The 24,618-nt window shown below is 46.3% G+C and carries 23 protein-coding genes and 1 tRNA gene; 21 read left to right on the forward strand and 3 right to left on the reverse strand.

Features of this window, described 5'->3' with window-relative positions; all coding sequences use genetic code 11:
* Positions 1-31: 31 nt before the first annotated feature.
* Positions 32-1,876: an asparagine synthase (glutamine-hydrolyzing) gene (gene asnB, locus AC58VC_RS24590; protein ID WP_497372295.1), complete on the reverse strand. Its 1,845-nt coding sequence runs from the start codon at positions 1,874-1,876 to the stop codon at positions 32-34.
* 174 nt (positions 1,877-2,050) lie between these two features.
* On the opposite strand from asnB, the gene AC58VC_RS24595 reads away from it, so the two are divergent.
* From AC58VC_RS24595 to AC58VC_RS24605, 3 genes are all read left to right on the forward strand, one after another.
* Positions 2,051-2,407, forward strand: a complete 357-nt coding sequence (locus AC58VC_RS24595) for a hypothetical protein (RefSeq protein ID WP_497372297.1) — start codon at positions 2,051-2,053, stop codon at positions 2,405-2,407.
* A gap of 46 nt (positions 2,408-2,453) precedes the next feature.
* On the forward strand, positions 2,454-2,567 hold the full coding sequence (locus AC58VC_RS24600; protein WP_082562468.1) for a DUF4023 family protein: 114 nt from the start codon (positions 2,454-2,456) through the stop codon (positions 2,565-2,567).
* A gap of 75 nt (positions 2,568-2,642) precedes the next feature.
* On the forward strand, positions 2,643-2,774 hold the full coding sequence (locus AC58VC_RS24605; protein ID WP_268894400.1) for a hypothetical protein: 132 nt from the start codon (positions 2,643-2,645) through the stop codon (positions 2,772-2,774).
* A 153-nt stretch (positions 2,775-2,927) separates the two neighbouring features.
* On the opposite strand, the gene AC58VC_RS24610 is transcribed toward AC58VC_RS24605, so the two are convergent.
* Positions 2,928-3,001 (reverse strand) — tRNA-Arg (locus AC58VC_RS24610).
* 180 nt (positions 3,002-3,181) lie between these two features.
* On the opposite strand from AC58VC_RS24610, the gene AC58VC_RS24615 reads away from it, so the two are divergent.
* The 6 genes from AC58VC_RS24615 (at position 3,182) to AC58VC_RS24640 (ending at position 9,736) form a co-directional block, all read left to right on the forward strand.
* Positions 3,182-4,075, forward strand: a complete 894-nt coding sequence (locus tag AC58VC_RS24615) for a hypothetical protein (RefSeq protein WP_497372299.1) — start codon at positions 3,182-3,184, stop codon at positions 4,073-4,075.
* A gap of 110 nt (positions 4,076-4,185) precedes the next feature.
* Positions 4,186-5,487: a trigger factor gene (tig, locus tag AC58VC_RS24620; RefSeq protein WP_497372301.1), complete on the forward strand. Its 1,302-nt coding sequence runs from the start codon at positions 4,186-4,188 to the stop codon at positions 5,485-5,487.
* 199 nt (positions 5,488-5,686) lie between these two features.
* The gene (gene clpP / locus AC58VC_RS24625) at positions 5,687-6,277 is read left to right on the forward strand and encodes an ATP-dependent Clp endopeptidase proteolytic subunit ClpP (RefSeq protein ID WP_145661597.1); all 591 of its coding nucleotides are present in this window, start codon (positions 5,687-5,689) and stop codon (positions 6,275-6,277) included.
* Between the two features lie 12 nt (positions 6,278-6,289).
* Positions 6,290-7,558 carry an ATP-dependent protease ATP-binding subunit ClpX gene (gene clpX, locus AC58VC_RS24630; protein WP_497372304.1) on the forward strand — a complete coding sequence of 423 codons (1,269 nt, stop codon included), beginning with the start codon at positions 6,290-6,292 and terminating at the stop codon, positions 7,556-7,558.
* 98 nt (positions 7,559-7,656) lie between these two features.
* Positions 7,657-8,754 carry a flavodoxin-dependent (E)-4-hydroxy-3-methylbut-2-enyl-diphosphate synthase gene (gene ispG / locus AC58VC_RS24635; RefSeq protein ID WP_497372306.1) on the forward strand — a complete coding sequence of 366 codons (1,098 nt, stop codon included), beginning with the start codon at positions 7,657-7,659 and terminating at the stop codon, positions 8,752-8,754.
* A 163-nt stretch (positions 8,755-8,917) separates the two neighbouring features.
* Positions 8,918-9,736: a divergent polysaccharide deacetylase family protein gene (locus tag AC58VC_RS24640; protein ID WP_497372308.1), complete on the forward strand. Its 819-nt coding sequence runs from the start codon at positions 8,918-8,920 to the stop codon at positions 9,734-9,736.
* Here AC58VC_RS24640 and AC58VC_RS24645 read toward each other — a convergent pair.
* Positions 9,723-10,412, reverse strand: a complete 690-nt coding sequence (locus AC58VC_RS24645; protein WP_497372310.1) for an N-acetylmuramoyl-L-alanine amidase family protein — start codon at positions 10,410-10,412, stop codon at positions 9,723-9,725. The two genes, AC58VC_RS24640 and AC58VC_RS24645, sit on opposite strands and share 14 nt — an antisense overlap.
* 223 nt (positions 10,413-10,635) lie before the next feature.
* On the opposite strand from AC58VC_RS24645, the gene lonB reads away from it, so the two are divergent.
* The 12 genes from lonB (at position 10,636) to hemB (ending at position 24,464) form a co-directional block, all read left to right on the forward strand.
* Positions 10,636-12,354 carry an ATP-dependent protease LonB gene (lonB, locus tag AC58VC_RS24650; RefSeq protein ID WP_497372312.1) on the forward strand — a complete coding sequence of 573 codons (1,719 nt, stop codon included), beginning with the start codon at positions 10,636-10,638 and terminating at the stop codon, positions 12,352-12,354.
* A gap of 149 nt (positions 12,355-12,503) precedes the next feature.
* Positions 12,504-14,849 carry an endopeptidase La gene (gene lon, locus AC58VC_RS24655; protein WP_497372314.1) on the forward strand — a complete coding sequence of 782 codons (2,346 nt, stop codon included), beginning with the start codon at positions 12,504-12,506 and terminating at the stop codon, positions 14,847-14,849.
* A gap of 23 nt (positions 14,850-14,872) precedes the next feature.
* Complete coding sequence (gene yihA / locus AC58VC_RS24660; RefSeq protein WP_497372316.1) at positions 14,873-15,541, forward strand: ribosome biogenesis GTP-binding protein YihA/YsxC; 669 nt, start codon at positions 14,873-14,875, stop codon at positions 15,539-15,541.
* Positions 15,542-15,785: 244 nt separating this feature from the next.
* Complete coding sequence (locus tag AC58VC_RS24665; protein ID WP_127455281.1) at positions 15,786-16,373, forward strand: non-ribosomal peptide synthetase module; 588 nt, start codon at positions 15,786-15,788, stop codon at positions 16,371-16,373.
* Positions 16,374-16,698: 325 nt separating this feature from the next.
* Positions 16,699-17,106 carry an adenosylmethionine decarboxylase gene (gene speD, locus AC58VC_RS24670; protein ID WP_161410245.1) on the forward strand — a complete coding sequence of 136 codons (408 nt, stop codon included), beginning with the start codon at positions 16,699-16,701 and terminating at the stop codon, positions 17,104-17,106.
* 126 nt (positions 17,107-17,232) lie between these two features.
* Complete coding sequence (locus AC58VC_RS24675; RefSeq protein WP_161410244.1) at positions 17,233-17,769, forward strand: S-adenosylmethionine decarboxylase; 537 nt, start codon at positions 17,233-17,235, stop codon at positions 17,767-17,769.
* A 156-nt stretch (positions 17,770-17,925) separates the two neighbouring features.
* Positions 17,926-19,329 (forward strand): glutamyl-tRNA reductase, encoded by a 1,404-nt coding sequence (gene hemA, locus AC58VC_RS24680; protein ID WP_497372761.1) that lies wholly within the window; start codon positions 17,926-17,928, stop codon positions 19,327-19,329.
* Positions 19,330-19,362: 33 nt separating this feature from the next.
* Complete coding sequence (locus AC58VC_RS24685; RefSeq protein ID WP_497372319.1) at positions 19,363-20,193, forward strand: cytochrome C assembly family protein; 831 nt, start codon at positions 19,363-19,365, stop codon at positions 20,191-20,193.
* 16 nt (positions 20,194-20,209) lie between these two features.
* On the forward strand, positions 20,210-20,941 hold the full coding sequence (locus tag AC58VC_RS24690; protein ID WP_497372321.1) for a precorrin-2 dehydrogenase/sirohydrochlorin ferrochelatase family protein: 732 nt from the start codon (positions 20,210-20,212) through the stop codon (positions 20,939-20,941).
* A gap of 13 nt (positions 20,942-20,954) precedes the next feature.
* Positions 20,955-21,902, forward strand: coding sequence for a hydroxymethylbilane synthase (gene hemC / locus AC58VC_RS24695; protein ID WP_497372323.1), 948 nt, complete (start codon positions 20,955-20,957; stop codon positions 21,900-21,902).
* A gap of 5 nt (positions 21,903-21,907) precedes the next feature.
* On the forward strand, positions 21,908-23,440 hold the full coding sequence (cobA, locus tag AC58VC_RS24700; protein WP_497372325.1) for a uroporphyrinogen-III C-methyltransferase: 1,533 nt from the start codon (positions 21,908-21,910) through the stop codon (positions 23,438-23,440).
* 28 nt (positions 23,441-23,468) lie between these two features.
* A complete protein-coding gene (gene hemB, locus AC58VC_RS24705) occupies positions 23,469-24,464 on the forward strand; it encodes a porphobilinogen synthase (RefSeq protein ID WP_497372327.1) in 996 nt (331 codons plus the stop codon).
* Positions 24,465-24,618: the final 154 nt, after the last annotated feature.

The raw sequence follows: 24,618 nt of genomic DNA on the forward strand, positions 1-24,618 counted from the left end.
CCCATCGCGGTGGAAAGCAGGCCTTTTTATATTAACGGATGGATATTTTATAGTGTCGTAACCACATATCCACTTGGGCCAAATAGGCGAACAGCTGAGGTCCCGTCATCAATTGGCCGAACCAAGGGAGATCGAAGTCGTTCGTGTCGGAGCTAGCGAGCGCGCGTATTTTTTTCACATCAATGAAGGGCAGCAGAGGTGAGCTGGGGTCATCCAAAATTTCCAGCACCCATTTACGAACAGCCGCCAAATAATTAGGGTTGTGTGTTTTTGGATACGGGCTTTTCTTACGGGTTAAGACATCATCAGGCAGAACACCTTTCAGTGCTTTTCGTAAAATGCCTTTTTCCCGATCTCCCGATGTTTTTATTTCCCATGGAATATTCCACACATACTCAACGAGACGGTGGTCGCAGAAAGGAACACGCACCTCAAGTCCAACGGCCATACTCATGCGGTCTTTGCGATCGAGAAGAGTCGGCATGAAGCGGGTGATGTTGAGGTAGGACATTTCCCGCATACGATTCTGCTGCTGTGTTTCTCCTGCTAGCCGCGGTACTTCGCTTAAGGCTTGCTGATACCGATTGCTGACATATTCAACTGGCTTAATCCAATCGACCAAATCAGGTGCCAGCAGATCGACTCGATTAGGCAATTTAAGCGACCAAGGGAACGTGTTTGCCGAGAGGGCTTCTTCGTTGTGGAACCAAGGATACCCGCCAAAGATCTCATCCGCAGCTTCACCCGAGATGGCGACCGTGGCTTCCTTTTTGATTTCACGGCAAAACAAATAAAGGGATCCGTCAACATCAGCCATCCCCGGCGTATCCCGAGCGTAAACGGCTGTTTTCAGGGATTCCACTAGTTCAGGAGTGTCGAACTCGATATAATGGTGCTCAGTACCAAGATGCTCGGTCATCCGCTTAATCCAAGGCGCATCCGAGTTTGGTTGAAATAGGTTGGCTTTGAAGTGCTTATCGTTATCTTTGTAATCGACAGAAAAAGTGTGCAGAGCGCCTTTACCGCTTTCCTTGTAATGCTCCGCGGCCAGAGAAGTTAATGCACTGGAGTCAAGGCCTCCAGAAAGCAATGTACATATAGGTACATCGGAGACTAGCTGCCGCTGGGCTGTGTCGCTCAGCAGTTGCTGAACCTGGAGCGCCGTGGCCGCAACATCATCGGGATGAGGATGGCTTTCCAGCTTCCAGTAGGTTCTGATGGATAAGCCATTGCGGTCAAAAACAGCACATTGTCCCGGCTTCAGCTCTGACATATTGCGGTAGATGCCATGTCCAGGTGTGCGCGCAGGACCTACTGCGAAGATTTCTGCCAAGCCTTCCGCGCCGACTTCTGCCTGAAAGTCGGGGTGAGCGAGAATAGCTTTTGGTTCAGAACCGAATAGAAGGACACTGTTCTGATGAGAATAAAAAAGCGGCTTTACGCCAAGCCGGTCTCTGACCAAGTAGAGGGATTGCTCCTGATCGTTCCAGGCTGCGAAGGCGAAGATACCATTCAGACGGTCTACACAAGCCCGCCCCCATTCGATGAAGGCAACAAGCAGCACCTCGGTATCGCAGGTTGTTCGGAAATGATGTCCGCGCAGTTCGAGCTCTTTTTTCAGCTCGGGGGCATTGTAAAGTTCGCCATTATATACGATCGTATAGGTGTAGTCTCCTTGTTTCCGGATCATAGGCTGAGCGCCGTTTTCCGGATCCATTACACTAAGACGTCGATGGCCGAGGGCACAGTGCTGTGAGATCCAAGTGCCAGAAGCATCTGGTCCACGCAAATGGAGCGTTTCCGTCATATTTTCTAGAATGGACGGGTACCCGGTCAAGTCTTTCCGCCAATCTATCCAACCCGTTATTCCGCACATAGACGTTCCTTCCTTTCTTTATGAAGAGAGCATGATGATAAAGGGTATGCAAAATGGGAATATATAATGTCTGTCCCAGGTTGCCGTGGCGGTCATCAGTCAGTTTTTGTGTTTTAATTATAAGCCTGTTATTATTAATTAATTATTACTTACTAAACAGTAAAGGTGATGGCAATGAAAAAGAAACATTCCAAAGCACAAATCGATTATCTAGCCTCCAGAGAGCATTTTTTGCAAATTAGTAATCAAGCGGATAAACGGATTGCCGATTTGAAAGAGGCAGGCAAAGAAGTCGGACAGGCTGAACTGGAAGAAATCATTGAACGCGTTGGCCTGCACCGTGCCTATAATGAACTGACACAAGCGGAGAATTTGTTGATCAATTGGACGCAAGTCGCCATTAAGACTGAGCCTGAATTTATTGAAAATCGCAGTAATTTCGAGGAACTCTATGAAAAAGTCAAAACAGATGCAGAAGCTAGAGGCGCTCTTCTAAATTTAGCCATGCGTTTAAATCTTGAGCTTGTGTGACATTCTAAAGGGGTAGTGCCATTCTTTCTTCAGGAGGCGAATGCTCATGGATAGTCATTTCATTAGCAAGCTGCACGACAAGCAGAGGAAAGCCGCGAAGAATTTCAGGACACAAGGTGACGGTCAGCCAGGCAGTAACTTGCCTCACAAGAAGCACTAAAGTCTAATGGCACCAACAAGAGCCTGTAGAGGTACACTCTACGGGCTCACCTTACCTTATAGGAGGGAATTCATCATGGGCAAGAAAAAGAGCATGAAACAAAGAGAGCAGAGCACGATTGATCATTCGAAGCAATCTTCACGCGTGCAGTCTAATTTGGATTCAACAGAGCCTGGCCACCATCAGCCTAATCGGCCTTCTGTGTAAGAACGGGAATTTTTTGCATTTTGCATGATAAAATAATGCTTTCAGAAAGCCGCAGCCATGGGTTGGCGGCTTTTTCTGTTTGAACTTTATGTGTCTTCCGGCTGGAAAAACAAAAAAGACCGCGATTTCTCGCGGCCTTCTCTCCTTGCAGAACGTCCCAGGAGGGATTCGAACCCCCGACCGCACGCTTAGAAGGCGTGTGCTCTATCCAGCTGAGCTACTGAGACATAGACCTCTTCTTACCTAGCAGCGTGTAGCTGTTTGGCGAAGCAAGAGTTATATTATCATATCTTTTTAAGAGAAGTCAACACTTGTTTAAAAATTATTTTGCAATCACCCGAACAATCAAGTAAACTGTCACCAGCGAGACCAAGATTTCTGAGGTGATCCACATAACCGAGCTGTCGATGAACAATGTTATTCTTTTTCCGAAAACAGAGCAATATTACGAAGAGGAACTTACCCGGTTTCTGCGAAACGAACAGTATAGTGATGCTCTTCAACTGCTAACTTTCCTGCTTCAATTTCCAGCAGCCCAATCGGATAAGATCGAGCAGTGGGAAGCACTGCGGATTTGGCTGCAAACCATGTTTCCAGAAGAATTATTCCCTATGCCAAGTCCATCGGAAGAGGATCTAGAGGGAGAAGAAGATTTATTAAGGCAGTACATAAACGAAAAGTCGTCAGATGATGGCGCGTATGCTTTGAAGCTGCTGGACTTACTTAAAGAAGGCACCTTAGAGCAGCAAGTAAGTAGTTTGGAACAATTGGGCTTTATCGATCAACCAGGTGTAAGCACATCTATCAAGGAATGGCTTAGTGAGAAGCCGCGGCATCCGCATATTCAGTTCAAGGCACTGCAAGCGCTTAAGCAAATGGGGGAGCAGGGATTCATTGAGTATCCGAAAAACGGGAAAATGATCGCCGTCCAGATCGAGGAGACGCCGCTATGCCCGGAGGATTTTCCATCCCAAATTCGTGATATGATTCGCAGAGTCGGGGATATTAGTGAAATAAGCCAACCGGATTTTGTCTATTTTGCCAAGCAAACTTGGCAGGAATTTTTGGCCTATGCCTATGGGACCTCCATCTATACAGATTTGCTGAAAGTGGAAGAAGGCGCCGTTGACGTATGGGCATCCGCTTTGCACGCCATTTTGCAAGAGCGTTTATTCGGTACCGTTAATCGAGAGGAATTGCTAGATAACTACGGGATTGTAGGGTCGATGACGCTGCAATGGAAGCGGGCACATCTGGTGCTGCAAGCGTTTGTGAAGCAGTTTAACCCCGATCCTTTTTAAGGGCGAAAGGCCGCCTTGAAATGAATTTGTTATATGTTATAATAGAATGGTTATAATGAGCGTAACGTGAAAATATGTCATCGTACATTTTTGGAAGGGGAAAGCATAAAATGAAAGCAAGTTGGGAAAAAATAGAGAAGAACGTAGGCGTTCTTGAAGTGGAAGTTGGCGCAGAGCGCGTCGCAGATGCATTGGATAAAGCTTTCAAAAAAGTATCCGCGAAAGTAAATGTTCCAGGATTCCGTAAAGGGAAAGTGCCACGTTCAATCTTTGAAGCTAAATTTGGTGTAGAAAGCTTATACCAAGATGCACTAGACATCATTTTGCCAGAAGTTTACGTACAAGCGATTGAAGAGGTTAAAATCGAGCCTGTTGATCGTCCAGAAGTAGACGTAGAGCAATTCGGCAAAGGACAAGTTCTGAAATTCAAAGCGAAGGTTACTGTTAAACCAGAAGTAACGCTTGGCGATTACAAAGGCATCGAAGTTGAAGCTGTAGATGCTAATGTAACGGACGAAGAACTAGACAGCGAGCTTTCCCGTCTGCAACAACGTCACGCTGAACTGGTTGTTCTTGAAGAAGGACAAGCAGCTAACGGCGATGTAGTTGTTCTTGATTTCGAAGGTTTCGTTGATGGCGAAGCATTCGAAGGTGGAAAAGCAGAGAAGTACTCCCTTGAGCTTGGCTCCAACTCCTTCATTCCAGGGTTCGAAGAGCAGCTTGTAGGACTTGGTAAAGGTGAAGAGAAAGAAGTTAACGTTTCTTTCCCTGAGAACTACCACTCCGAAGATCTGAAAGGCAAAGCGGCTGTGTTTAAAGTGAAAATTCACGACATTAAACGCAAAAACTTGCCAGAACTTGATGATGAGTTTGCTAAAGACGTGAGCGAGTACGATACGCTTGTAGAGTACAAAGAAGAATTGAAAAAGCGTCTTCAAGAGAGCAAAACAAAAGATTCAGAAGCTGCTCTGGAAACAGCTGTTGTTGATAAGGCTGCTGCTAACGCAGATGTTGAAATCCCAGCATCCATGGTAGAAGCAGAACTTGATGTAATGGTGAAAGAATTCGAAAGACGTCTTCGCTCCCAAGGCATGACGCTTGAGATTTACTTCCAGTTCTCCGGTCAAAACGAGAGCGTGCTGAAAGATCAGATGAGAGAAGATGCTGAAAAGCGTGTTCGTAACAACCTTGTTCTTGAAGCCATTGCAGCTGCAGAAAACATCACAGTATCCGACGAAGAAGTTGACGCGGAACTTGAGAAATATGCACCATCCTACCAAAAAACAACGGCAGAACTTCGTGAGCTGTTTGCTTCTAACGGCAGTCTAGATGGTCTGAGCAATGATCTTGTGATTAGAAAAACGGTTGACTTCTTGCTTGAAAATAGCAAGCATGTTTCCGCAGCAGTATAAATAAGGTAAGTAAAGGCACGTACGTAAGCAACGTGCCTTTCTTTTACCCTATTTTTGCCACAAACTGCCTAAAAACATAAGAATTTCATTGAATACATAGCAGTCTTCTGAAAAAATGACTTTGCTGCTCAAACATGTTAAACTGTTACTGAATCCCAATTTGGAGAACATGGCTTTGGCCACAAAAGGAGTTGGTACAATGAGTCTTATTCCTATGGTTGTTGAACAAGAGGCACGTGGGGAACGCTCTTACGACATCTACTCGCGTCTACTTAAGGACCGCATTATCTTCATCGGGACTGCCATTGATGATGATGTGGCTAATTTGGTCATTGCCCAGCTGCTTTTTTTATCTGCTCAGGATCCCGAAAAGGATATCCACTTATATATCAACTCACCAGGTGGATCTGTAACAGCTGGAATGGGTATCTTCGATACCATGCAATTTATTAAACCGGATGTATCTACGATTTGTGTAGGTATGGCCGCAAGCATGGGGTCTTTGCTGTTAACAGCAGGCGCCAAAGGCAAGCGATACGCGCTGCCGAATGCAGAAGTTATGATTCACCAACCGCTCGGCGGTGTAAGAGGTCAAGCGACCGATATTAAGATTCACGCGGATTGGATTATCAAAACGAAACAAAAACTCAACCAGATTTATGTGGATCGTACGGGACAGCCGCTTGAAAAGATCGAAAGAGACACCGACCGGGATAACTTTATGAGCGCTGATGAAGCGAAGGCATACGGGTTAATCGACGAGGTTATCACTCGAAACGACTTGAAATAAAGGAGTGATCCCATGTTTAAATTTAACGATGAAAAAGGCCAACTCAAATGTTCCTTTTGTGGAAAATCCCAAGACCAAGTTCGCAAACTTGTTGCAGGTCCGGGAGTTTACATTTGTGATGAATGTATAGAGCTTTGCACGGAGATTGTGGAAGAAGAACTAGGTCACGAGGAAGAACTGGATCTGAAGGATGTTCCGAAACCAAAGGAAATCCGCAACATTTTGGACCAGTACGTCATCGGGCAGGAACAAGCGAAGAAATCGCTTGCCGTAGCGGTGTATAACCACTACAAGCGTATCAATTCGCAAAACAAACTAGAAGATGTTGAACTTCAAAAGAGTAATATCGTTCTTCTAGGACCAACAGGAAGCGGTAAAACACTTCTTGCCCAAACGCTTGCCAAAATCCTGAATGTTCCATTCGCAATCGCGGATGCAACTTCATTGACTGAAGCGGGTTATGTAGGTGAAGACGTTGAGAACATTTTGCTCAAACTTATTCAAGCTGCAGATTACGATGTGGAAAAAGCAGAACGCGGCATTATCTACATCGATGAGATCGATAAAGTAGCACGCAAATCCGAGAACCCGTCGATTACAAGAGACGTTTCTGGTGAAGGCGTTCAGCAAGCTTTGCTCAAAATTCTTGAAGGTACGGTTGCATCGGTTCCTCCGCAAGGCGGACGTAAACACCCGCATCAAGAGTTTATTCAAATCGACACAACCAACATTCTGTTTATTTGCGGCGGGGCTTTCGATGGTCTAGAGCAAATTATCAAACGCAGAATCGGTAAAAAAGTAATTGGCTTCAGCACAGACGGAGCTAAAGTAGATTTGAAACCAGGTGAGTACCTGTCCATGGTACTTCCAGAAGATCTGCTTAGATTCGGATTGATTCCGGAATTCGTAGGCCGTCTGCCGGTCATCTCTACTCTAGAGCCGCTGGATGAAGCAGCGCTAGTTCGTATTCTTTCCGAGCCGAAAAATGCGCTTGTGAAACAATACCAGAAGATGCTCGAGATGGATAACGTTTCACTCGAATTCGACGCAGAGGCGCTTGACGCCATTGCGAAAGAGGCGATCAAACGGAATACCGGCGCGCGTGGTCTGAGAGCAATCATTGAAAGCATTATGCTTGACGTGATGTTTGAAGTCCCATCAAGAACCGATGTTTCCACTTGTGTTGTCTCCAAGGAGACTGTACAGAACAAGATCACGCCTGTGCTGACAACGAAAGACGGCTCACAAGCGGCAGGCAAGAAAAAAGAAGAAAGTGCGTAACCCATAATTTCATTAACGAACACACAGCCTCCAATCCGGTTTCCTTATGCAGGAAATTGGAGCGGAGGATGTTTGGTGTCATGGGGAGAGAAACCATAATGTTCCATAGAAAAGACACGCGGCCGGTTCGAGTAGGCGATTTGACGATCGGCGGCAGCAATGAAGTCATCATGCAAAGCATGTGTACGACGAAAACAGCCGATGTAAAAGCCACCGTTGCTGAAATTCTTCGTCTGGAAGAAGCGGGCTGTCAATTGGTTCGCGTAACCGTGAACAACAAGGAAGCTGCTGAAGCGATTAAAGAAATTAAGAAACAGATCCATATTCCGCTAGTTTCCGATATCCATTTTGACCATCGTCTAGCGCTTGCTGCGATTGAGAATGGGATCGATAAAGTGCGGATTAATCCAGGCAATATCGGCCGCCGCGAGAAGGTAGTAGCGGTTGTTAAGGCTTGTAAAGAACGCGGGATTCCTATTCGAATCGGTGTTAATGCAGGTTCGCTTGAGAACCATCTTCTTGAGAAATATGGTTACCCGACGCCGGAAGCTATGGTGGAAAGTGCCTTATTTCATATCAACATTCTAGAAGAATTAGATTTTCATGATATTATCGTCTCCCTCAAAGCTTCTGATGTACCGATGGCGATTGCCGCCTATTCACAAGCTGCGAAAGCATTTAACTACCCTCTTCATCTTGGGATTACCGAAGCGGGAACGCTCTTTACGGGCGCAGTGAAAAGTGCCGCGGGTATTGGAACTCTTCTCAACAAGGGAATCGGGAACACGCTTCGTATTTCGCTTAGCGCGGATCCAGTTGAAGAGATTAAGGTTGCGCGTGAACTTCTCAAAACGTTCGGGTTAATTACGAACGCAGCAACGCTCGTATCCTGCCCAACTTGTGGGCGCCTTGACATTGACCTGTTCTCAATCGCTAATGAGGTGGAGGACTACATTGCCAAGATCAAGGTGCCAATCAAAGTGTCTGTCTTAGGTTGTGCGGTTAACGGACCTGGAGAGGCTCGTGAGGCGGATATTGGTATTGCGGGTGCTCGTGGTGAAGGCATGCTGTTCCGCTACGGAGAAATGATCCGTAAAGTGCCGGAAGCTGAGCTTCTCAATGAGCTGAAAAAAGAAATTGATATCATTGTCAAAGCCTATGAAGAAACAGGCGTTATTCCTGGTCGTAAGCACTAATTTTCCTTTAACATAGCAAAGCCGTTAGGAACCCCATCAGGGTATCTTAGCGGCTTTTTGTTATTCAGCGCACGCATATTTGCGGCTCAAGAGAAGCATAATGAGAGAACTGGAAAGCTTGCTCAAATCGTGTAAGTTTTACTATGGATGAAGGAGAATGACCATGATTTTGTTAAAAAAGAGCTCCGCAACGCGTCAAATTTCCCTCACGGTTACGATGGGGATTTCGCTGCTCCTACTGCCCGTACATTCTGGCGCTGCTGACAGTCTGATTCCCAATCAGCCTGTTGTCGAGTCAAAGACGAAGAAGGTAGCCATTGTCATTGATGACTTCGGCAACAATATGGACGGCACAACAGAAATGTTGAATTTACCTATCCCTTTCACAGTGGCTGTGATGCCTTTTCTGCCTTCAACTAAGCAGGACGCTCAACTGGCCCATGACAAAGGCCACGAGGTTATTTTACACCTGCCTATGGAGCCTGTGCGTGGTAAGAAGAGTTGGCTTGGCCCGGGAGCCATTACAACGGACTTATCGAGCGAGGAGATTCATAAGCGAATCGTGGCCGCGATCGAGGATGTCCCTTATGCGATAGGCATCAATAATCATATGGGCTCTAAAGCGACAGCCGATGAGAGAGTCATGACTATTCTCGTTGATATCTGCAAAGAGAAGAATCTTATACTCCTGGACAGCCGTACGACGCCGCATAGCTTGATCGGGAAATTGGCGGGCCAAAAGGGTGTCCCATTTTCGGAAAATCAGCTCTTTTTTGATGACCTCTATACCTACAGCCACATTAGTAAGCAGATGGTTAAGTTTAAGAAGTTTGTGAAAGACAGAGATCTTGTCATTGCAATTGGACATGTAGGCCCGCCTGGCAAGAAAACAGCCCAAGTCATCAAAGAAGCTATTCCAACGATTCAAAGAGAAGCAAACTTTGTTCCACTTTCGCAAACGGTGAACCTTAATGTGAAGTAGGGGGATGCACCATCCCAAAGTATTGATCCACAGCACGGGCCACGGCATCTGCGAGTTTGGCTTGATGGTGAGCGTTATTCAGCAGCTTGCGGTCGGATTTATTGGAAATAAAGCCGAACTCCACGATAACAGATGGGCATTTGGTATTCCTGAGCACATAATATTTTTTTCCGAGAATAGGGAGTTCCTCTGAGCCATACACACGATTAAGTGAGGTTTGCAGCAGATTGGCAAGCAGGATACTTTCGGATCGATTTTGGTGAAAAACAAGTGGTCCTCGTCGATCTGGCTTGCCCGACCAGTTAATATGCATGCTTAGCATCAACTTCGGCTTAATCGTGTTGGCTATTCCGGATCTCTGTGCCAAATCTTTGCGATGTCTTCCTCCAAAGGACCATTTATTATCTTGGCTTAAGGCATAATCATCGGTTCGATTGATAATGACACGGTAGCCTTTTTTCTGAAGTAGCTTGTACGTTTTCTTAGAGATTTCTAAGTTCATATCTTTTTCTTGGTATTTGCCGTGTTTAGCTCCAGAGTCAACGCCGCCATGTCCTACATCAATAATAATATCGGCATAAGGGAGCAGGGGGTTTCCTGCAAAAGCATAGGCATCAGAGCCGGCTGCTGCAAGAAGGCAAAGAAAAAGTAGGACGATTGTCAATAAGCGCTTCAAAATGCCACATCCTTTTGCATGAAAGGTCATCTCTTATCCTTCTTCATTAAGGGAGCTTACATACGTCATTCAAAAGTTTGCATGGATTGGATTAACCTTCTTTTACACGGGAATAATGGAAGTTATCGCTAAGGTTTACGAACGTTACGAACGTTTTGCCAAAGCAAAGATGAACTTACGGATGCCGTTTTGCAAAAGGCAAAACTCTAAGGAGGTATGACAAATGAGTCTAAGTATTATTTTAATGGTAATTCAAGTGTTTTTTGCGGTTGTTATCGGGCTGTATTTCTGGAATTTACTGCGCAACCAACAGACGAATCGTTCTGCTGTCGATAGAGAATCCAGAAAAGAATTGGAGAAGCTCAGAAAGCTTAGATCCATTTCACTGACAAAGCCGTTATCGGAGAAAACGAGACCTTCCTCCATGCAGGATATTGTAGGTCAGGTTGAAGGCTTGAAAGCTCTGAAGGCTGCTCTGTGTGGCGCTAATCCTCAACATGTTCTAATTTATGGCCCTCCGGGTGTCGGAAAAACCGCTGCTGCCCGCGTCGTACTGGAGGAAGCTAAGAAAAATCAAGAATCTCCTTTCCGCCCAGATTCCAAGTTCACGGAGATCGATGCAACAACAGCTCGTTTCGATGAGAGAGGGATTGCCGATCCGCTGATCGGTTCTGTTCACGATCCCATTTATCAAGGTGCAGGCGCAATGGGAGTTGCGGGGATTCCTCAGCCGAAGCCAGGCGCTGTGACCAAGGCGCATGGGGGCATTCTGTTCATCGATGAAATCGGTGAATTGCACCCAACGCAAATGAACAAATTATTAAAAGTGCTGGAAGATCGTAAAGTATTTCTTGAGAGTGCGTATTACAGCTCCGAGGATACGAATATTCCAGGCTATATTCATGATATATTTCAGAATGGCCTTCCTGCGGATTTCCGTTTGGTAGGGGCTACAACCCGTACGCCAAGCGAGATTCCACCAGCTATTCGCTCACGGTGCTTAGAAATCTTTTTCCGCCCTCTTTTACCCGAAGAAGTGGGAGAGATTGCTCGTAAGGCTTTGGATAAGATTGGTTTTAAAAAATGCGAAGCTGCCGTTGCGGTTGTCATGAGATATGCAACGAATGGTAGGGAAGCCGTGAATGTTATTCAACTTGCTGCTGGTATCGCTTTATCGGATAAAAGAGATGAAATTACGGCCTCCGACATAGAATGGGTTGTAAATTCATCACAAATTCCTCCCAGACCTGAACGAAAAGTCCCTGCCCAACCGCAAATTGGATTTGTTAATGGGTTAGCCGTTTATGGCCCTAATTTGGGCACCCTACTTGAAATTGAAGTATCGGCCATTCCGATTGCTGTCGCAGGTACAGGGAAATTCAACATCACAGGTGTTGTGGATGAAGAAGAAATGGGAGGAGGATCACGGACGATTCGTCGAAAAAGTATGGCTCGCGGCTCGGTGGAAAATGTGCTGACAGTGCTTCGCAAGCTCGGATTTAACACATCCGATTATGATCTGCATATTAATTTTCCTGGTGGTGTGCCGATCGATGGACCTTCTGCTGGCATTTCAATGGCAACAGCTATCGCGTCTGCGATACATAGGATTCCAGTCGATAACAAACTGGCCATGACGGGTGAAATGAGCATACATGGGAAAGTCAAACCAGTAGGCGGCGTAGTCGCGAAAGTTGAAGCAGCGTTCCAAGCTGGAGCGACTAAAGTCATCATCCCAAAAGAAAATTGGCAGGAGATGTTCGCCGATTTACCTGGTGTAGAAGTAGTTGCCGCGGAGTCTATTGAGGAAGTATTGAGCGTCTCCCTGGGGATTGAGCTTCATGACAATGTTATTCCTTTGCCCTTTGCCGCAGAAAGAACAATTGCTTCAACGACTTTGCCGATTCTGCATGCGAATTCACAGCATACGATTGATTCCTAATTCCAAGTTGCGATTACCTTACATGCTGCGTTAGATGTCAATTGGTGTTTTCTGTGCAGTTTTGATAAAATGTAAAGGGCAACGGATGAATACAATAATGAGAGACTTTGAGCAAGACTCAAAGCTCCCTATATATGGAGGTGCAGAGGATGGGACCCGGAAAAATCAAGGTGCGCAGATTGCCGCTATTGCCTCTAAGGGGACTGCTGGTTTATCCGAGCATGGTTCTACATCTAGATGTAGGGCGGGAAAAGTCGGTTAAAGCATTAGAGCGGGCAATGGTGGATGACAGCATGATACTCCTCTGCTCTCAATCTGAGATCAACATCGAAGAGCCTTCCAAAGAAGATATTTATCGCATCGGGACGATTGCTAAGGTGCGGCAAATGCTGAAACTGCCGAATGGAACCATTCGTGTTTTAGTAGAAGGCGTGTTGCGTGCTGAGATTGTAGAGTACCTCGTGAATGATGAATACTATGAAGTTACGGCGAGAGAGCTGCCTGAGCAAGAAATAACGGATCCAGAGATTGATGCGCTGATGCGTACCGTCCTGAATCAATTCGAGCATTATATCAATTTGTCCAAAAAGGTGACACCGGAGACGCTCGCGGCTGTATCGGATATCGATGAGCCTGGACGTTTAGCTGATGTCATTTGTAGTCATTTGTCGCTCAAAATCAAAGATAAGCAGGATATTTTGGAGACCGTTGATGTACGTGAACGGCTCGAGAAAATGCTTAACATTCTCAATAATGAGCGAGAAGTTCTTGAGCTGGAGCGCAAGATCAGCCAACGTGTCAAAAAGCAGATGGAAAAGACGCAGAAGGAATATTATCTTCGCGAGCAGATGAAAGCGATCCAGAAGGAGCTTGGCGATAAGGAAGGCCGTGCAGGTGAAGTTGATGAGCTGCGGAGTCAGCTAGCGGAAGCTGAGCTGCCTGACAAGGTGCGTGAGAAGGTCGAGAAAGAAATCGATCGTCTGGAGAAAATGCCGGCAACTTCTGCTGAGGGTGGTGTCATTCGCAACTACATCGATTGGCTGCTTGGACTGCCTTGGTCCAAATCGACCGAGGATGATCTTGATTTGAACATCGCTGAAGACATCCTCAACGAAGATCATTTCGGACTTGAGAAACCGAAGGAACGCGTGCTGGAGTACTTAGCGGTACAGAAGCTGGTTAAGAAGCTGAAAGGTCCTATTCTTTGTCTTGTAGGTCCGCCAGGGGTCGGTAAAACGTCCATCGCCCGTTCGATCGCAAGATCCATGGGCAGACAGTTTATCCGCATCTCGCTCGGCGGTGTGAGGGATGAGGCTGAGATCCGCGGCCATCGCCGCACGTATGTCGGCGCTATGCCTGGCAGGATCATCCAAGGGATGAAAAATGCCGGAGCCAATAATCCCGTTTTCTTGTTAGACGAAATCGATAAAATGGCCATGGATTTCCGCGGCGATCCCGCGTCGGCTCTGCTGGAAGTTCTGGATCCCGAGCAAAATAGCACTTTTAGTGATCATTTCATTGAAGTTCCGTTTGACTTGTCCAATGTCATGTTCGTCACAACAGCTAATGCCGTTCACAATATTCCGCGTCCTTTGCTAGATCGGATGGAGGTTCTTTACATCCCTGGCTATACGGAAATTGAGAAAATGCAGATAGCCAAGAAATATTTGCTGCCTAAGCAAAAGCGAGATCATGGTTTAGAGGAAGAGCAGCTCGTAGTTGATGACTCCGCTTTGATGAAAATCGTGCGTGATTACACACGAGAAGCCGGCGTTCGTAATTTAGAGCAGCAAGTTGCTGGTATGAATCGAAAAGCGGCCAAAAAAATCGTTTCCGACCCATCCACACCGGTGCATGTAACGGAAGAGAACTTGAAGGACTACCTGGGTCCTATTAAGTTCCGGTACAATGTAGCGGAGGAGAAGGATCAGATCGGGGCGGTCACAGGGCTTGCCTGGACGGAAGTCGGTGGAGATACGCTGGTCATTGAAGTGACAGTGATGCAAGGCACAGGCAAGCTGACACTAACAGGTAAGCTCGGTGATGTCATGAAGGAATCTGCACAAGCAGCGTTCAGCTACACTCGAACACGTGCTGATGTGCTGGGGATTGCTCCTGATTTCCACGAGAAGAATGACATCCATATCCACATTCCAGAAGGTGCGATACCAAAAGACGGTCCTTCCGCTGGAATAACGATGGCAACGGCCTTGATTTCGGCTTTGACGAATATCCCGGTTTCCCGTTCGGTAGCGATGACAGGCGAGATCACGCTTCGCGGCCGCGTACTGCCAATCGGAGGACTGAAAGAAAAGGCGCTCGCTGCACATCGTGCTGGTATTCGTACCATCCTGCTGCCTCAGGACAATGAGAAAGATATCGTCGAAATTCCAGAAAGTGTCCGCGATGAGATGACCTTTATACCGGTCAGCCATATGGATCAAGTGCTCGAACATGCACTTGTGAAGAATAGGCCGCCAGCTCACGTCGGATAACCATAGAAAGTAGTTGAACATTCTTGAAAGTCAATCAAGCTGAGTTTGTTATCAGTGCGGTTGGACCTAGCCAATATCCAGAGGATGCCTTGCCGGAGATTGCTCTGGCAGGGCGTTCTAATGTCGGGAAATCCTCACTCATTAACTGTTTGATCTCCCGCAAGAATTTGGCTAGAACCAGCTCCCAACCGGGTAAAACCCAAACACTGAACTATTATAAAGTGAATCAGGACTTATATTTTGTAGATCTTCCCGGTTATGGCTACGCGAAAGTATCCAAAACAAAACGGGAGCAATGGGGAAAATTCATTGAGAGTTACTTAATGAACCGTGAAACGTTGCGCCTCGTTATGCAACTGGTGGATTTAAGACATCCGCCATCCAAGGATGACCAAGCGATGTACGAGTGGCTAAGACATAATGATGTGCCTGTTCTCGTGGTTGCAACGAAGGCTGATAAGATTCCAAAAAGCCAATGGGCCAAACATCTTAAAATCGTGCGAGAAACACTAGGGATGGATAAGGGTGTGCAGCCATTGATGTTCTCTTCCGAGCTTGGGCTTGGGAAGGACGAGCTGTGGGGGATCCTGGAGCAAGCTATGGCCTATGGAGAACCGGAAGCAGATGCAGCTGAAACCCTGCCTGATACAAGTGAAACAAATGAAGCAACAAGCGAAAGAGAGCCGTCCTGATTCAAAGGGCGGTTTTTTGTGTATTTAAGAGCAAGATGGCATAAGAGAGAGGAAATCAAGAAGAAGTACACGGGAAAGTGAGGTTTCCTAGGGAAAATTTACTGGCATTCCGTAATTCCTTGGTTTTTTCAGAATATTTGGCGGATTATCATGAAATGCACGCAGGAATATTAATGCCGCTTGTAGTATAATAATAAACAAGGTAATTGTTCATTGCTTGAAAACAAAGAATCGAGGGATTTTTATGGCACAAAGGTTAGCGACTGAATATGTCAAGACCTGCCTCCAGTTAACAGAAGCCGAGATGTTCAGATTTTTTCAAATGTTCGTGGACCATCAAGTGACTTTGCAAGTGAAGGTTTTGGAAAATGGCAATCAAGAGGTTGTTTTTCAAGATGGTGCAGGTCAAGAAATCGTCCTTTCATTTGAGAAGAAATCGGGCCTATATGAATGTACAGGATCCTGCAGATTAAGTAATACTTTACTGGCTAATTTAATGCGAAAAGCTGTATCAGAGTTCAAAGGAAGCGCAACGGTAAACCGAATTTACTCTAGCTATACAATGGTTTACTACTACGAGCGCGGCACTGTTGTGAAGATCGAGGAAGTTAAAGGGCAATTAATAACGGTCATTTATGAGTTCAGAGATACTATTGGCCTCATGCAGGAAATGTTCCAAAAGAGAGAAGTCGAACAAGAGATCGAAATGATCTACGACCAAATTAATCATCTTCTGGACTTGCGCAACATGGTGCAGGATCAAGGAGAACATCAGCAGATCGACACTCGCCTCAATGAGCTCACACATCGTTTGTTTATTCTGGAGGCTTAACAACCACATATACATGCAAATGGAAGACCCGCAAGGGTCTTTTTTGTGTCTAAATTACGACTTTTTGAGTAGAATGAACAAGTTAATCGCCTTCTACATAGATTAGTTATTGCTTGCTTGGATGAGAAGGCCTTTGGCAAAAAAAACTATTGCAATTCTCGTCGATAGATGTTATTTTTATTCTCGTTGAAACAATATAGGAACCAGGATTCACTCAGGACATTGAATGTTGCGAGAGATAATACCCTCGGGAAGTGAATGACGTAGGTCCTAGCGGATGAAATTTTTTTCAGACATTTTATTCCTAGGAAGGGGGAACCGAAAGATGGAAACAGAATACTCAACTTTCGGAAGACACGTTGCTGTAGATACTTGGGGGGTAGATTTCGAACTTCTGAACAATGCAGATTGGCTGCAAGCTCAGATGGTAGAAGCTGCCGAGGTATGCGGAGCAACCGTACTATCTGTACAATCCAAGCAATTTGAACCACAAGGAGCAACTGTACTTGTTATGTTGTCCGAGAGTCATCTCTCCATTCACACTTATCCTGAGAGAGGTTTTGCCGCGCTTGACTGTTATACATGCGGTGAGACAGTGGACCCTCAATTAGCAATTGATTTTATGGTATCCGTATTGAAACCAGAAACATTCCATGCGAAGAAGTTAATTCGTGGAATGGGTGAATTGCAAGTAGAAACTCCTGAAATTAAGCTAGCAGAGCTTGTGAAGTAGGGTTCTGCACATAACAATAACGATGACCACGGAGAAATCCGTGGTTATTTGTTTGTCCTTGTTCCCATACAATGTTATTGCGACACATGCGGTACATGTCCAATAAGGGAAGCGGGGATTTACACAGTGAGACGAAAAATAACCAGAAAAGCAATCCTGTACAGTCTTGTTCTTTTTCTCATAATCTGGCCCATCTATCAGCTGTCTCAAATGCTTGGCCATCATAAAGAAGAACACGATGCATCCCATCTGCTGTATCAAGTTTCGTTATTCCAAATGGAACTACTAATGAGCTACCTAGAAGAAGCCGCGCAAAGCAAAACGACAGATGAGCTGGACGGCAGCCAGCAAGCTTTATATTCCGCAGGCTATACACATGAACGTCTTGTACTGGCGGCAGGAGGATCGGATTATCTCACTCCAATGTCCAGTATGATGCAGTTATCCCAGTACCTGCAGCGTCTTCAAATCGGCGGCGAGCGGGCACTAAAACCCGATGAACTTCAAACCCTGAAGGAAGCTGGGCTGCAATATAAAAGTATGTATGAGGTATATGAGAAAATCATGGCATCCAATGGGGACATTGTTTCTTCCCAGAACACGAAACTGGCAGAGCTTGATAGCAATTTAACGGCTTTTCTTCGCAAAAAACTGCTTCAATAAAAGGGCTTCTTGCCAATTCAGGTATAGGCGAGCCGAATGCTGTTAAAACTAACGAGCATAGCGAAGCATTCATAATTTATTCAAATATTTTGTCGGATTGAATAGTTTGCTGTGCTATAATGTTCATAGAAAATGAAAGAAAGGCAGGTGGTACATTTGCATATTGTAACAGTTGGTCTAAATTATCGAACAGCTCCAGTTGAAATTCGCGAGAAATTTGCTTTTTCTGAACAAGATTTGCCGATCGCATTGGCTGAATTGAAAGAAACAAAAAGCATCTTAGAGTGTGTAATTGTCGCCACCTGCAATCGCACGGAAATTTACGCCGTTGTGGATCGACCACAGATGTGCAATCATTATTTAACACATTTTATTGAGCGGTGGTTCCAAGTTCCCAAGGCTCAGTTTCAGAAACATTTATATATGCATGAAAATGAGAAGGCGATTGAGCATCTATTCCGTGTAACAAGCGGTTTGGATTCTATGGTGATAGGGGAAACCCAAATTCTAGGACAGGTTAAGGAAGCTTTTTTATCGTCTCAAAAAATGAAAGCGACGGGTTCTTATTTCAACACGCTGTTTAAGCAGTCCGTCACACTTGCCAAAAAGGCGCATTCCGAAACGGGCATTAGCAATAATCCGGTTTCTGTTTCCTATGCGGCTGTGGAACTCGGTAAGCGAATTTTTGGTACATATAATAATAAGACAGTTATGATCATCGGTGCTGGGAAGATGAGTGAGCTAACAGTTAAGCATTTGTATGCGAACGGGGCTAACAAAGTTATCGTTGTTAACCGCACGTTTGAGCGCGCAGCGGAATTAGCTGATAAATTCAACGGCATTCCATGCACCATGGACAAAATGGCTTCGTATTTGCCAGAGGTGGATATTATTATCAGCTCGACAGGTGCTCCGGGCTATGTCCTGACCAAAAATGATATTCAGTCTTATGTTCAAAAAAGAAAATCGCGTCCGCTGTTCATGATGGATATTGCCGTGCCTCGTGATTTGGATCCGCAAATTAGCGAACTGCCGAATGTGTTCCTTTATGATATCGATGATCTAGAGCATATCGTGGATAAGCATTTGCAGGAGAGAAAGCGAGAAGCCGCTAAGATTGAGACGATGATTGAATCGGAAATCGGTGTGTTTGAACAATGGACAAAGACACTTGGCGTAAGTCCTGTTATTAACGCTCTCCAAGCTAAAGCGAGTCAGATTCATGAAGAGACGATGGAAAGCATGCTGAATAAGCTGCCTGATCTCGATGAACGTGAAATAAAAGTGATCCGTAAATTAACCAAAAGTATCGTGAACCAAGTGTTGCGCGACCCGATTCTACGCATTAAGGAAATGGCGGGAGAACGCCATGGGGAAGAAGCGCTCGACCTCTTCACGAAATTATTTGCCCTAGAAGAGACATTAGAACAACAAGAGCAAGCCAATCAGTTAGCACAAGAGCTAGAAGCTGGACAGAAAGCACAGGAAGCGAAACAGCTTCTGGAAGATAAACTGTCCGTACGCGGCTTACAAACCGCGGATATTCTGGCAAAATCTTGAGAATAAAGGCGCTAATCGCCTAGGAGAGGTGCCATGGTAACTCGTAGCTGGTTGTTTGATGCGATGATTTATATGTATGCCCTGAGCCTATTGTTTTACTTTTCGGACTTTGCGAATGCGAACCGAAGCGCGAAACGGATGGGGACGGGGCTCCTTTTATTTGTATGGGTTCTGCAGACCGCATACTTAGGCATTAACTTATATGGCCATTTGACAGAATGGGCCTTTGCCCGGTCAGACGTCTTGTTTATGTTTTCATGGTTGATTGTGACGATTTCCTTGCTGGTCAACCGATTTTTCCGAATCGAATTGTTCGTGTTTTTTGTGAACGTTCTTGGTTTTGCCATTCTCGCTTTAAACATATTTGGAAACCCGCACGTAATGCCAATTAAAGCCGGTTGGGACATCAACGATGAGCTATTATTTATACATATTACCCTGGCGATTGGCAGTTACGCGGCATTTTCCATTGCAGCTATCTTCTCTTGTATGTATGTGTTTTTACACAATATGTTAAAGGCTAAGAAGTTTTCCCAAACGGTTATGCGATTGCCCTCGCTTGAGAAGATCGAGCATTATACGTATTTTTCCGTCATTATTGGGGCTCCTTTGCTTCTAATGGCGTTAAGTCTCGGCGTGGTCTGGGTTGTCCTAGAGGGGAATCACAATTTGCTTTATGATCCGAAGGTTATCAATTCGTTTTTTGTATTGGCCGCCTATGCGTTCTATTTATTTCAACAGAAGTCGATGCGGATATCCGGCTACAAATTAGCGGCTTGGAACCTTGCAGCTTTTTTCATTGTCGTGCTTAACTTTGTTGTTTCCAACTTCTTCTCGGGTTTTCATGACTGGATATGGAGCTAATATGGAGCTAACGAACATGAAGTATCCTTATCCGATTATGGTGAATCTCGCGGGCAGACAATGTTTGGTCATTGGCGGCGGGCCAGTCGCTGAGCGTAAGGTGTTCTCGCTGCTCGAAGCGGGAGCTCGCGTGACACTCATCAGCATGGAATTCACAGAGGGAATAGCTGAATTAGCGAATAACTCGGAAGTAGTCCTGCACAGGCAGACGTTTCATCCGTCTATGATGACGGTGGACGAATTAATACCTTTCACCCTGGTTGTAGCAGCAACGAATAGCGCTGAGGTTAACGCACAGGTCTATGAGTTCGCAACCGCTCAGGGAAAATTAGTCAACGTGGTTGATCAACCAGAACTTAGCTCCTATATACAGCCTTCTGTTGTAAGAAGAGGGAAATTGGTTATTGCTGTATCAACCGGGGGGGCAAGTCCTTCTGCAGCGCGTAAAATCGCTCGGGAGATTGATAACAATTATGGTGAGGAATACGCTATTTATCTAGATTTCCTTAGTGAAGTGCGTCATCTCGTGCAAAGTAAAATAACAGATAAACAAGCTAGACAGCGGATGTTCAAAGAAATGCTGGATTGGGATGTGCTGGACAAGATACGCGATGGTTCGTTCGATAGTTGGAAGGACAAGCTTTACTTGGCTATAGAGAGAGGACCTTGGCGGACAGGACTAGCAGGTCAAGTGGAAACAGACCGGCCTTCATGGTCAGCGATTACAGATTTCGGACAGCGAGTTTAGGAGGCGGGTAGAGATGAGAACCATTACAGTAGGTACCAGACAAAGCGCATTAGCCTTAACACAAACGGGGCAAGCGGTAGAATTCTTAAAGCAGCTAGCTGCGGAGCACGGGATTGACTGCCAATTTGAAATTAAGAAAATTGTGACGAAGGGCGACCGTATTCTAGACGTAACCTTATCCAAGGTAGGCGGCAAAGGGTTGTTCGTCAAGGAGATCGAGCAAGCACTGGTGGACGGCGATATCGACATGGCCGTCCACAGCATGAAGGATATGCCCTTCGAACTTCCTGAAGGGCTCGTAGTTGGAGCGATACCGAAGCGTGAGGACCCGCGCGATGCGCTCATCACACGCGGATATGGCTCCCTCCAAGAGCTGCCGCAGGGCGCGCTTGTGGGTACCAGCTCGCTGCGCCGTGCCAGCCAGCTGCAGCATCTCCGCCCGGACCTCCGCATCGAGTCGGTCCGCGGAAACATTGATTCGAGGCTGCGCAAGCTCGATGAAGAGAACTTTGATGCGATCATGTTGGCCGCAGCCGGTTTGCACCGGATCGGCTGGCAGGATCGCATCAGCGCGTACTTGCCGCCCGAAGAGTGCCTCCCTGCCGTAGGGCAGGGGGCGCTCTGCATCGAGTGCCGGGGCGGCGATGCCTTCATGCTGGACCTGCTGGGCAAGTTCCAGCATGAGCCTACTGCGCTCGCGGTGCGAGCAGAGCGGGCTTTCCTTGGCAGACTCAACGGAGGCTGCCAAGTGCCGCTCGGCGCTTATGCGAGCGTAAGCGAAGAAGGCAGCGGATCTGATGCGCTGCTGCTTACACTGACAGGCATGGTCGGAACGCCGGATGGCGTGACCATGCTGAAGGAAACGGCTTCCGGGCGTGATCCGGAAGCGCTTGGCGAGCTTATTGCCAACAAGCTCATTGAACAAGGTGCTGAACGTATCCTAGCTGAGGTAAGGGAGTGAGCCACTTGAACAAGGGAAGAGTTTATCTCGTCGGCGCAGGTCCTGGTGACCCAAAGCTGATCTCAGTTCGTGGTTTGGAAGCTATACAGAAAGCAGATGTCATTGTCTATGATCGTCTGGCGAATCCTCGTTTACTAAAGCATCGCAGACCGGAGGCTGAGTTGATCTTTGTCGGTAAGCTTCCGGACAAACATATTTTAAAGCAAGAAGAAATCAATCATTTACTCGTAGATTTGGCTTTGCAAGGCAAAATCGTAACGCGTCTAAAGGGCGGCGATCCCAGTGTCTTCGGACGTGTAGGCGAGGAAGCGGAACTGCTCGCAGAGCACGATGTGACTTTCGACATCATTCCGGGCATTACGTCATCGATTGCCGTTCCGGCTTATGCGGGAATTCCGGTAACACATCGTAATTTCACGTCGTCTTTCGCGATTATTACAGGTCACGAGTATCCCAATAAAACGTATTCCGGTCTAGACTGGGAGCATCTGGCCAAAGCAATCGGCACGATGGTCTTCTTAATGGGTGTTGCCAATATCGAACAAATCAGCCGCGAATTAATACGCTGCGGCAAATCCCCGGAAACGCCTGTAGCCTTGGTTAGGTGGGGGACTTGGGCAGACCAGGCAACCATCACAGGAACGCTCTCCGACATCACAGAGAAGGTGAGAGAAGCCGAATTCAAATCACCGGCTGTCATTATTGTCGGTGAGGTTGTAAAGCTGCGCGAGAAGCTGGCTTGGGTCGAGAAGAAGCCGCTGTTTGGCCGCCGAATTTTGGTGACCCGCGCTAGAAGCCAAGCGAGTGAGCTGGTCGATCTGATCGATGACTTTGGCGGAGAAGCTGTCGAGTTCCCTGTTATCCGGTTGCAGCCGCCAAGTCGGCCGGAAGCCCAGCAAGCTTTGGATGAAGCATTAGATAAACTGCCTACTTTCGATTGGATTTTATTGACTAGTGTGAATGGAGTCGAGTTTTTCTTCAACCGTTTGCGCCAGCGAGGAATTGATGTTCGCAGAATGGGTAATGCCCGAATTGCTGCAGTTGGCCCCAAGACGGCTGAGGCGCTTGCTGAGCGAGGTATTATCGCCGATGTACTCCCGAGCAAATATCAAGGTGAAGGCATGCTGGAAGCCATTCAAGGCGATCTGATAGCGGGCCAGAAGGTCCTTTTGCCAACAGCTGATTTGGCTCGTGATTATTTACCCGCTAAGCTGCGGGAGCTTGGTTTGCAAGTTACCGAAGTTGATGTGTACGAGAATGTGCTCACCACAGACGACGGGGACGAAGTCATTCATTTGCTTCAAAATCATAGCATTCATATTATTACTTTTACGAGCTCATCCACGGTTACGAATTTGATTGAAGCCTTGAGGCAGCTCGGAATTGAAGAACCTTTATCCCTGCTGCAAGGTGTTGAAATTGCTTGTATCGGACCCAAAACGGCAGAAACGGTACGTCAATATGGGCTGCCGATTACGTATATGGCCGAAGAGGCCACTGTTACTTCACTTGTTCAAAGTATGATTCAACCTAAATAATGGCATTAAATAAGGAGGCGGAATCCTCATGAGTTTCCCCATTGTTCGTAATCGCCGCTTACGCGGTAATGCAGCTATTCGTAATTTAGTTCGTGAAAATCAAGTGACAGTTAATGACTTGGTTCAGCCTATTTTTGTAACCCATGGCACCAACGTCAAGTCCGAGATTGCTTCCATGCCTGGTGTTTATCATCTGTCGCTAGACATGCTAAAAGCTGAAATTGATGAAATTACATCGCTTGGTATCCAAGCCATTCTCCTATTCGGAGTCCCGGATTACAAGGATGCAAAAGGTACATCTGCTTACATGGACGAAGGTATCGTGCAGCAAGCTGCTCGTTTTATCAAAGAATTGAGCCCGAACTTACTCATTATTGCGGATACTTGTCTGTGCCAGTTTACGGATACAGGCCACTGCGGTGTCATTCATCATCACCCAATTACAGGCGCAGCTGACGTAGCGAATGATGCATCTCTTGAGCTTTTAGTGAAAACAGCAGTTTCCCAAGCGAAAGCTGGCGCGGATATTATCGCCCCATCGAATATGATGGATGGTTATGTTCATGCTATTCGTTCTGGTCTAGATGAAGCAGGCTACGAGAACACGCCAATCATGGCGTACTCAGTGAAATATGCATCCGCTTATTACGGCCCATTCCGGGATGCTGCGCATTCCACGCCGCAATTCGGCGATCGTAAGACGTATCAGATGGATCCTGCCAATGGAAGAGAAGCACTGCGCGAAGCGGAAAGCGATGTTGTAGAAGGAGCAGATTTCTTAATGGTTAAGCCGGCTCTTGCTTACATGGACGTCATCCGTATGCTCAAAGATAATTTCGACCTGCCGGTCGTGGCTTATAATGTGAGTGCCGAATACTCCATGATTAAAGCCGCTGCCTTACAAGGATGGGTTAATGAAGAGGCGATTGTTATGGAAACCATGCTAAGCTTCAAGCGCGCTGGTGCTGACATTATCCTGACGTACTTTGCCAAAGATATTGCCCGCTATTTGAAAAACAGCTAATTTTAAAAGTCAGAACCATTCACCCTAGAAGGCGCATCTGAGCAGTTTCCCGAGGAAATTGGACGGCTGCCACATCTAGACGCGGATGGTTCTTTTGTCATACATTTGTCGCAAAACGTAAGCTTACGTCGGTTGTGACAGGGGTATAATTAGG

It is taken from the genome of Paenibacillus sp. J22R67 (assembly GCF_059692175.1).

Bases quoted from the DNA above. Each gene is read 5' to 3' on its own strand.
- speD (WP_161410245.1), top strand. From the start codon at position 16,699: ATGGAAACAGAATACTCAACTTTCGGAAGACACGTTGCTGTAGATACT.
- AC58VC_RS24615 (WP_497372299.1), top strand. From the start codon at position 3,182: ATGAACAATGTTATTCTTTTTCCGAAAACAGAGCAATATTACGAAGAG.
- AC58VC_RS24605 (WP_268894400.1), top strand. From the start codon at position 2,643: ATGGGCAAGAAAAAGAGCATGAAACAAAGAGAGCAGAGCACGATTGAT.
- ispG (WP_497372306.1), top strand. From the start codon at position 7,657: ATGTTCCATAGAAAAGACACGCGGCCGGTTCGAGTAGGCGATTTGACG.
- clpX (WP_497372304.1), top strand. From the start codon at position 6,290: ATGTTTAAATTTAACGATGAAAAAGGCCAACTCAAATGTTCCTTTTGT.
- hemC (WP_497372323.1), top strand. From the start codon at position 20,955: ATGAGAACCATTACAGTAGGTACCAGACAAAGCGCATTAGCCTTAACA.
- AC58VC_RS24600 (WP_082562468.1), top strand. From the start codon at position 2,454: ATGGATAGTCATTTCATTAGCAAGCTGCACGACAAGCAGAGGAAAGCC.
- AC58VC_RS24690 (WP_497372321.1), top strand. From the start codon at position 20,210: ATGAAGTATCCTTATCCGATTATGGTGAATCTCGCGGGCAGACAATGT.
- clpP (WP_145661597.1), top strand. From the start codon at position 5,687: ATGAGTCTTATTCCTATGGTTGTTGAACAAGAGGCACGTGGGGAACGC.
- AC58VC_RS24595 (WP_497372297.1), top strand. From the start codon at position 2,051: ATGAAAAAGAAACATTCCAAAGCACAAATCGATTATCTAGCCTCCAGA.
- hemB (WP_497372327.1), top strand. From the start codon at position 23,469: ATGAGTTTCCCCATTGTTCGTAATCGCCGCTTACGCGGTAATGCAGCT.
- AC58VC_RS24665 (WP_127455281.1), top strand. From the start codon at position 15,786: ATGGCACAAAGGTTAGCGACTGAATATGTCAAGACCTGCCTCCAGTTA.
- AC58VC_RS24685 (WP_497372319.1), top strand. From the start codon at position 19,363: ATGGTAACTCGTAGCTGGTTGTTTGATGCGATGATTTATATGTATGCC.
- lon (WP_497372314.1), top strand. From the start codon at position 12,504: ATGGGACCCGGAAAAATCAAGGTGCGCAGATTGCCGCTATTGCCTCTA.
- AC58VC_RS24640 (WP_497372308.1), top strand. From the start codon at position 8,918: ATGATTTTGTTAAAAAAGAGCTCCGCAACGCGTCAAATTTCCCTCACG.
- asnB (WP_497372295.1), bottom strand. From the start codon at position 1,876: ATGTGCGGAATAACGGGTTGGATAGATTGGCGGAAAGACTTGACCGGG.
- lonB (WP_497372312.1), top strand. From the start codon at position 10,636: ATGAGTCTAAGTATTATTTTAATGGTAATTCAAGTGTTTTTTGCGGTT.
- tig (WP_497372301.1), top strand. From the start codon at position 4,186: ATGAAAGCAAGTTGGGAAAAAATAGAGAAGAACGTAGGCGTTCTTGAA.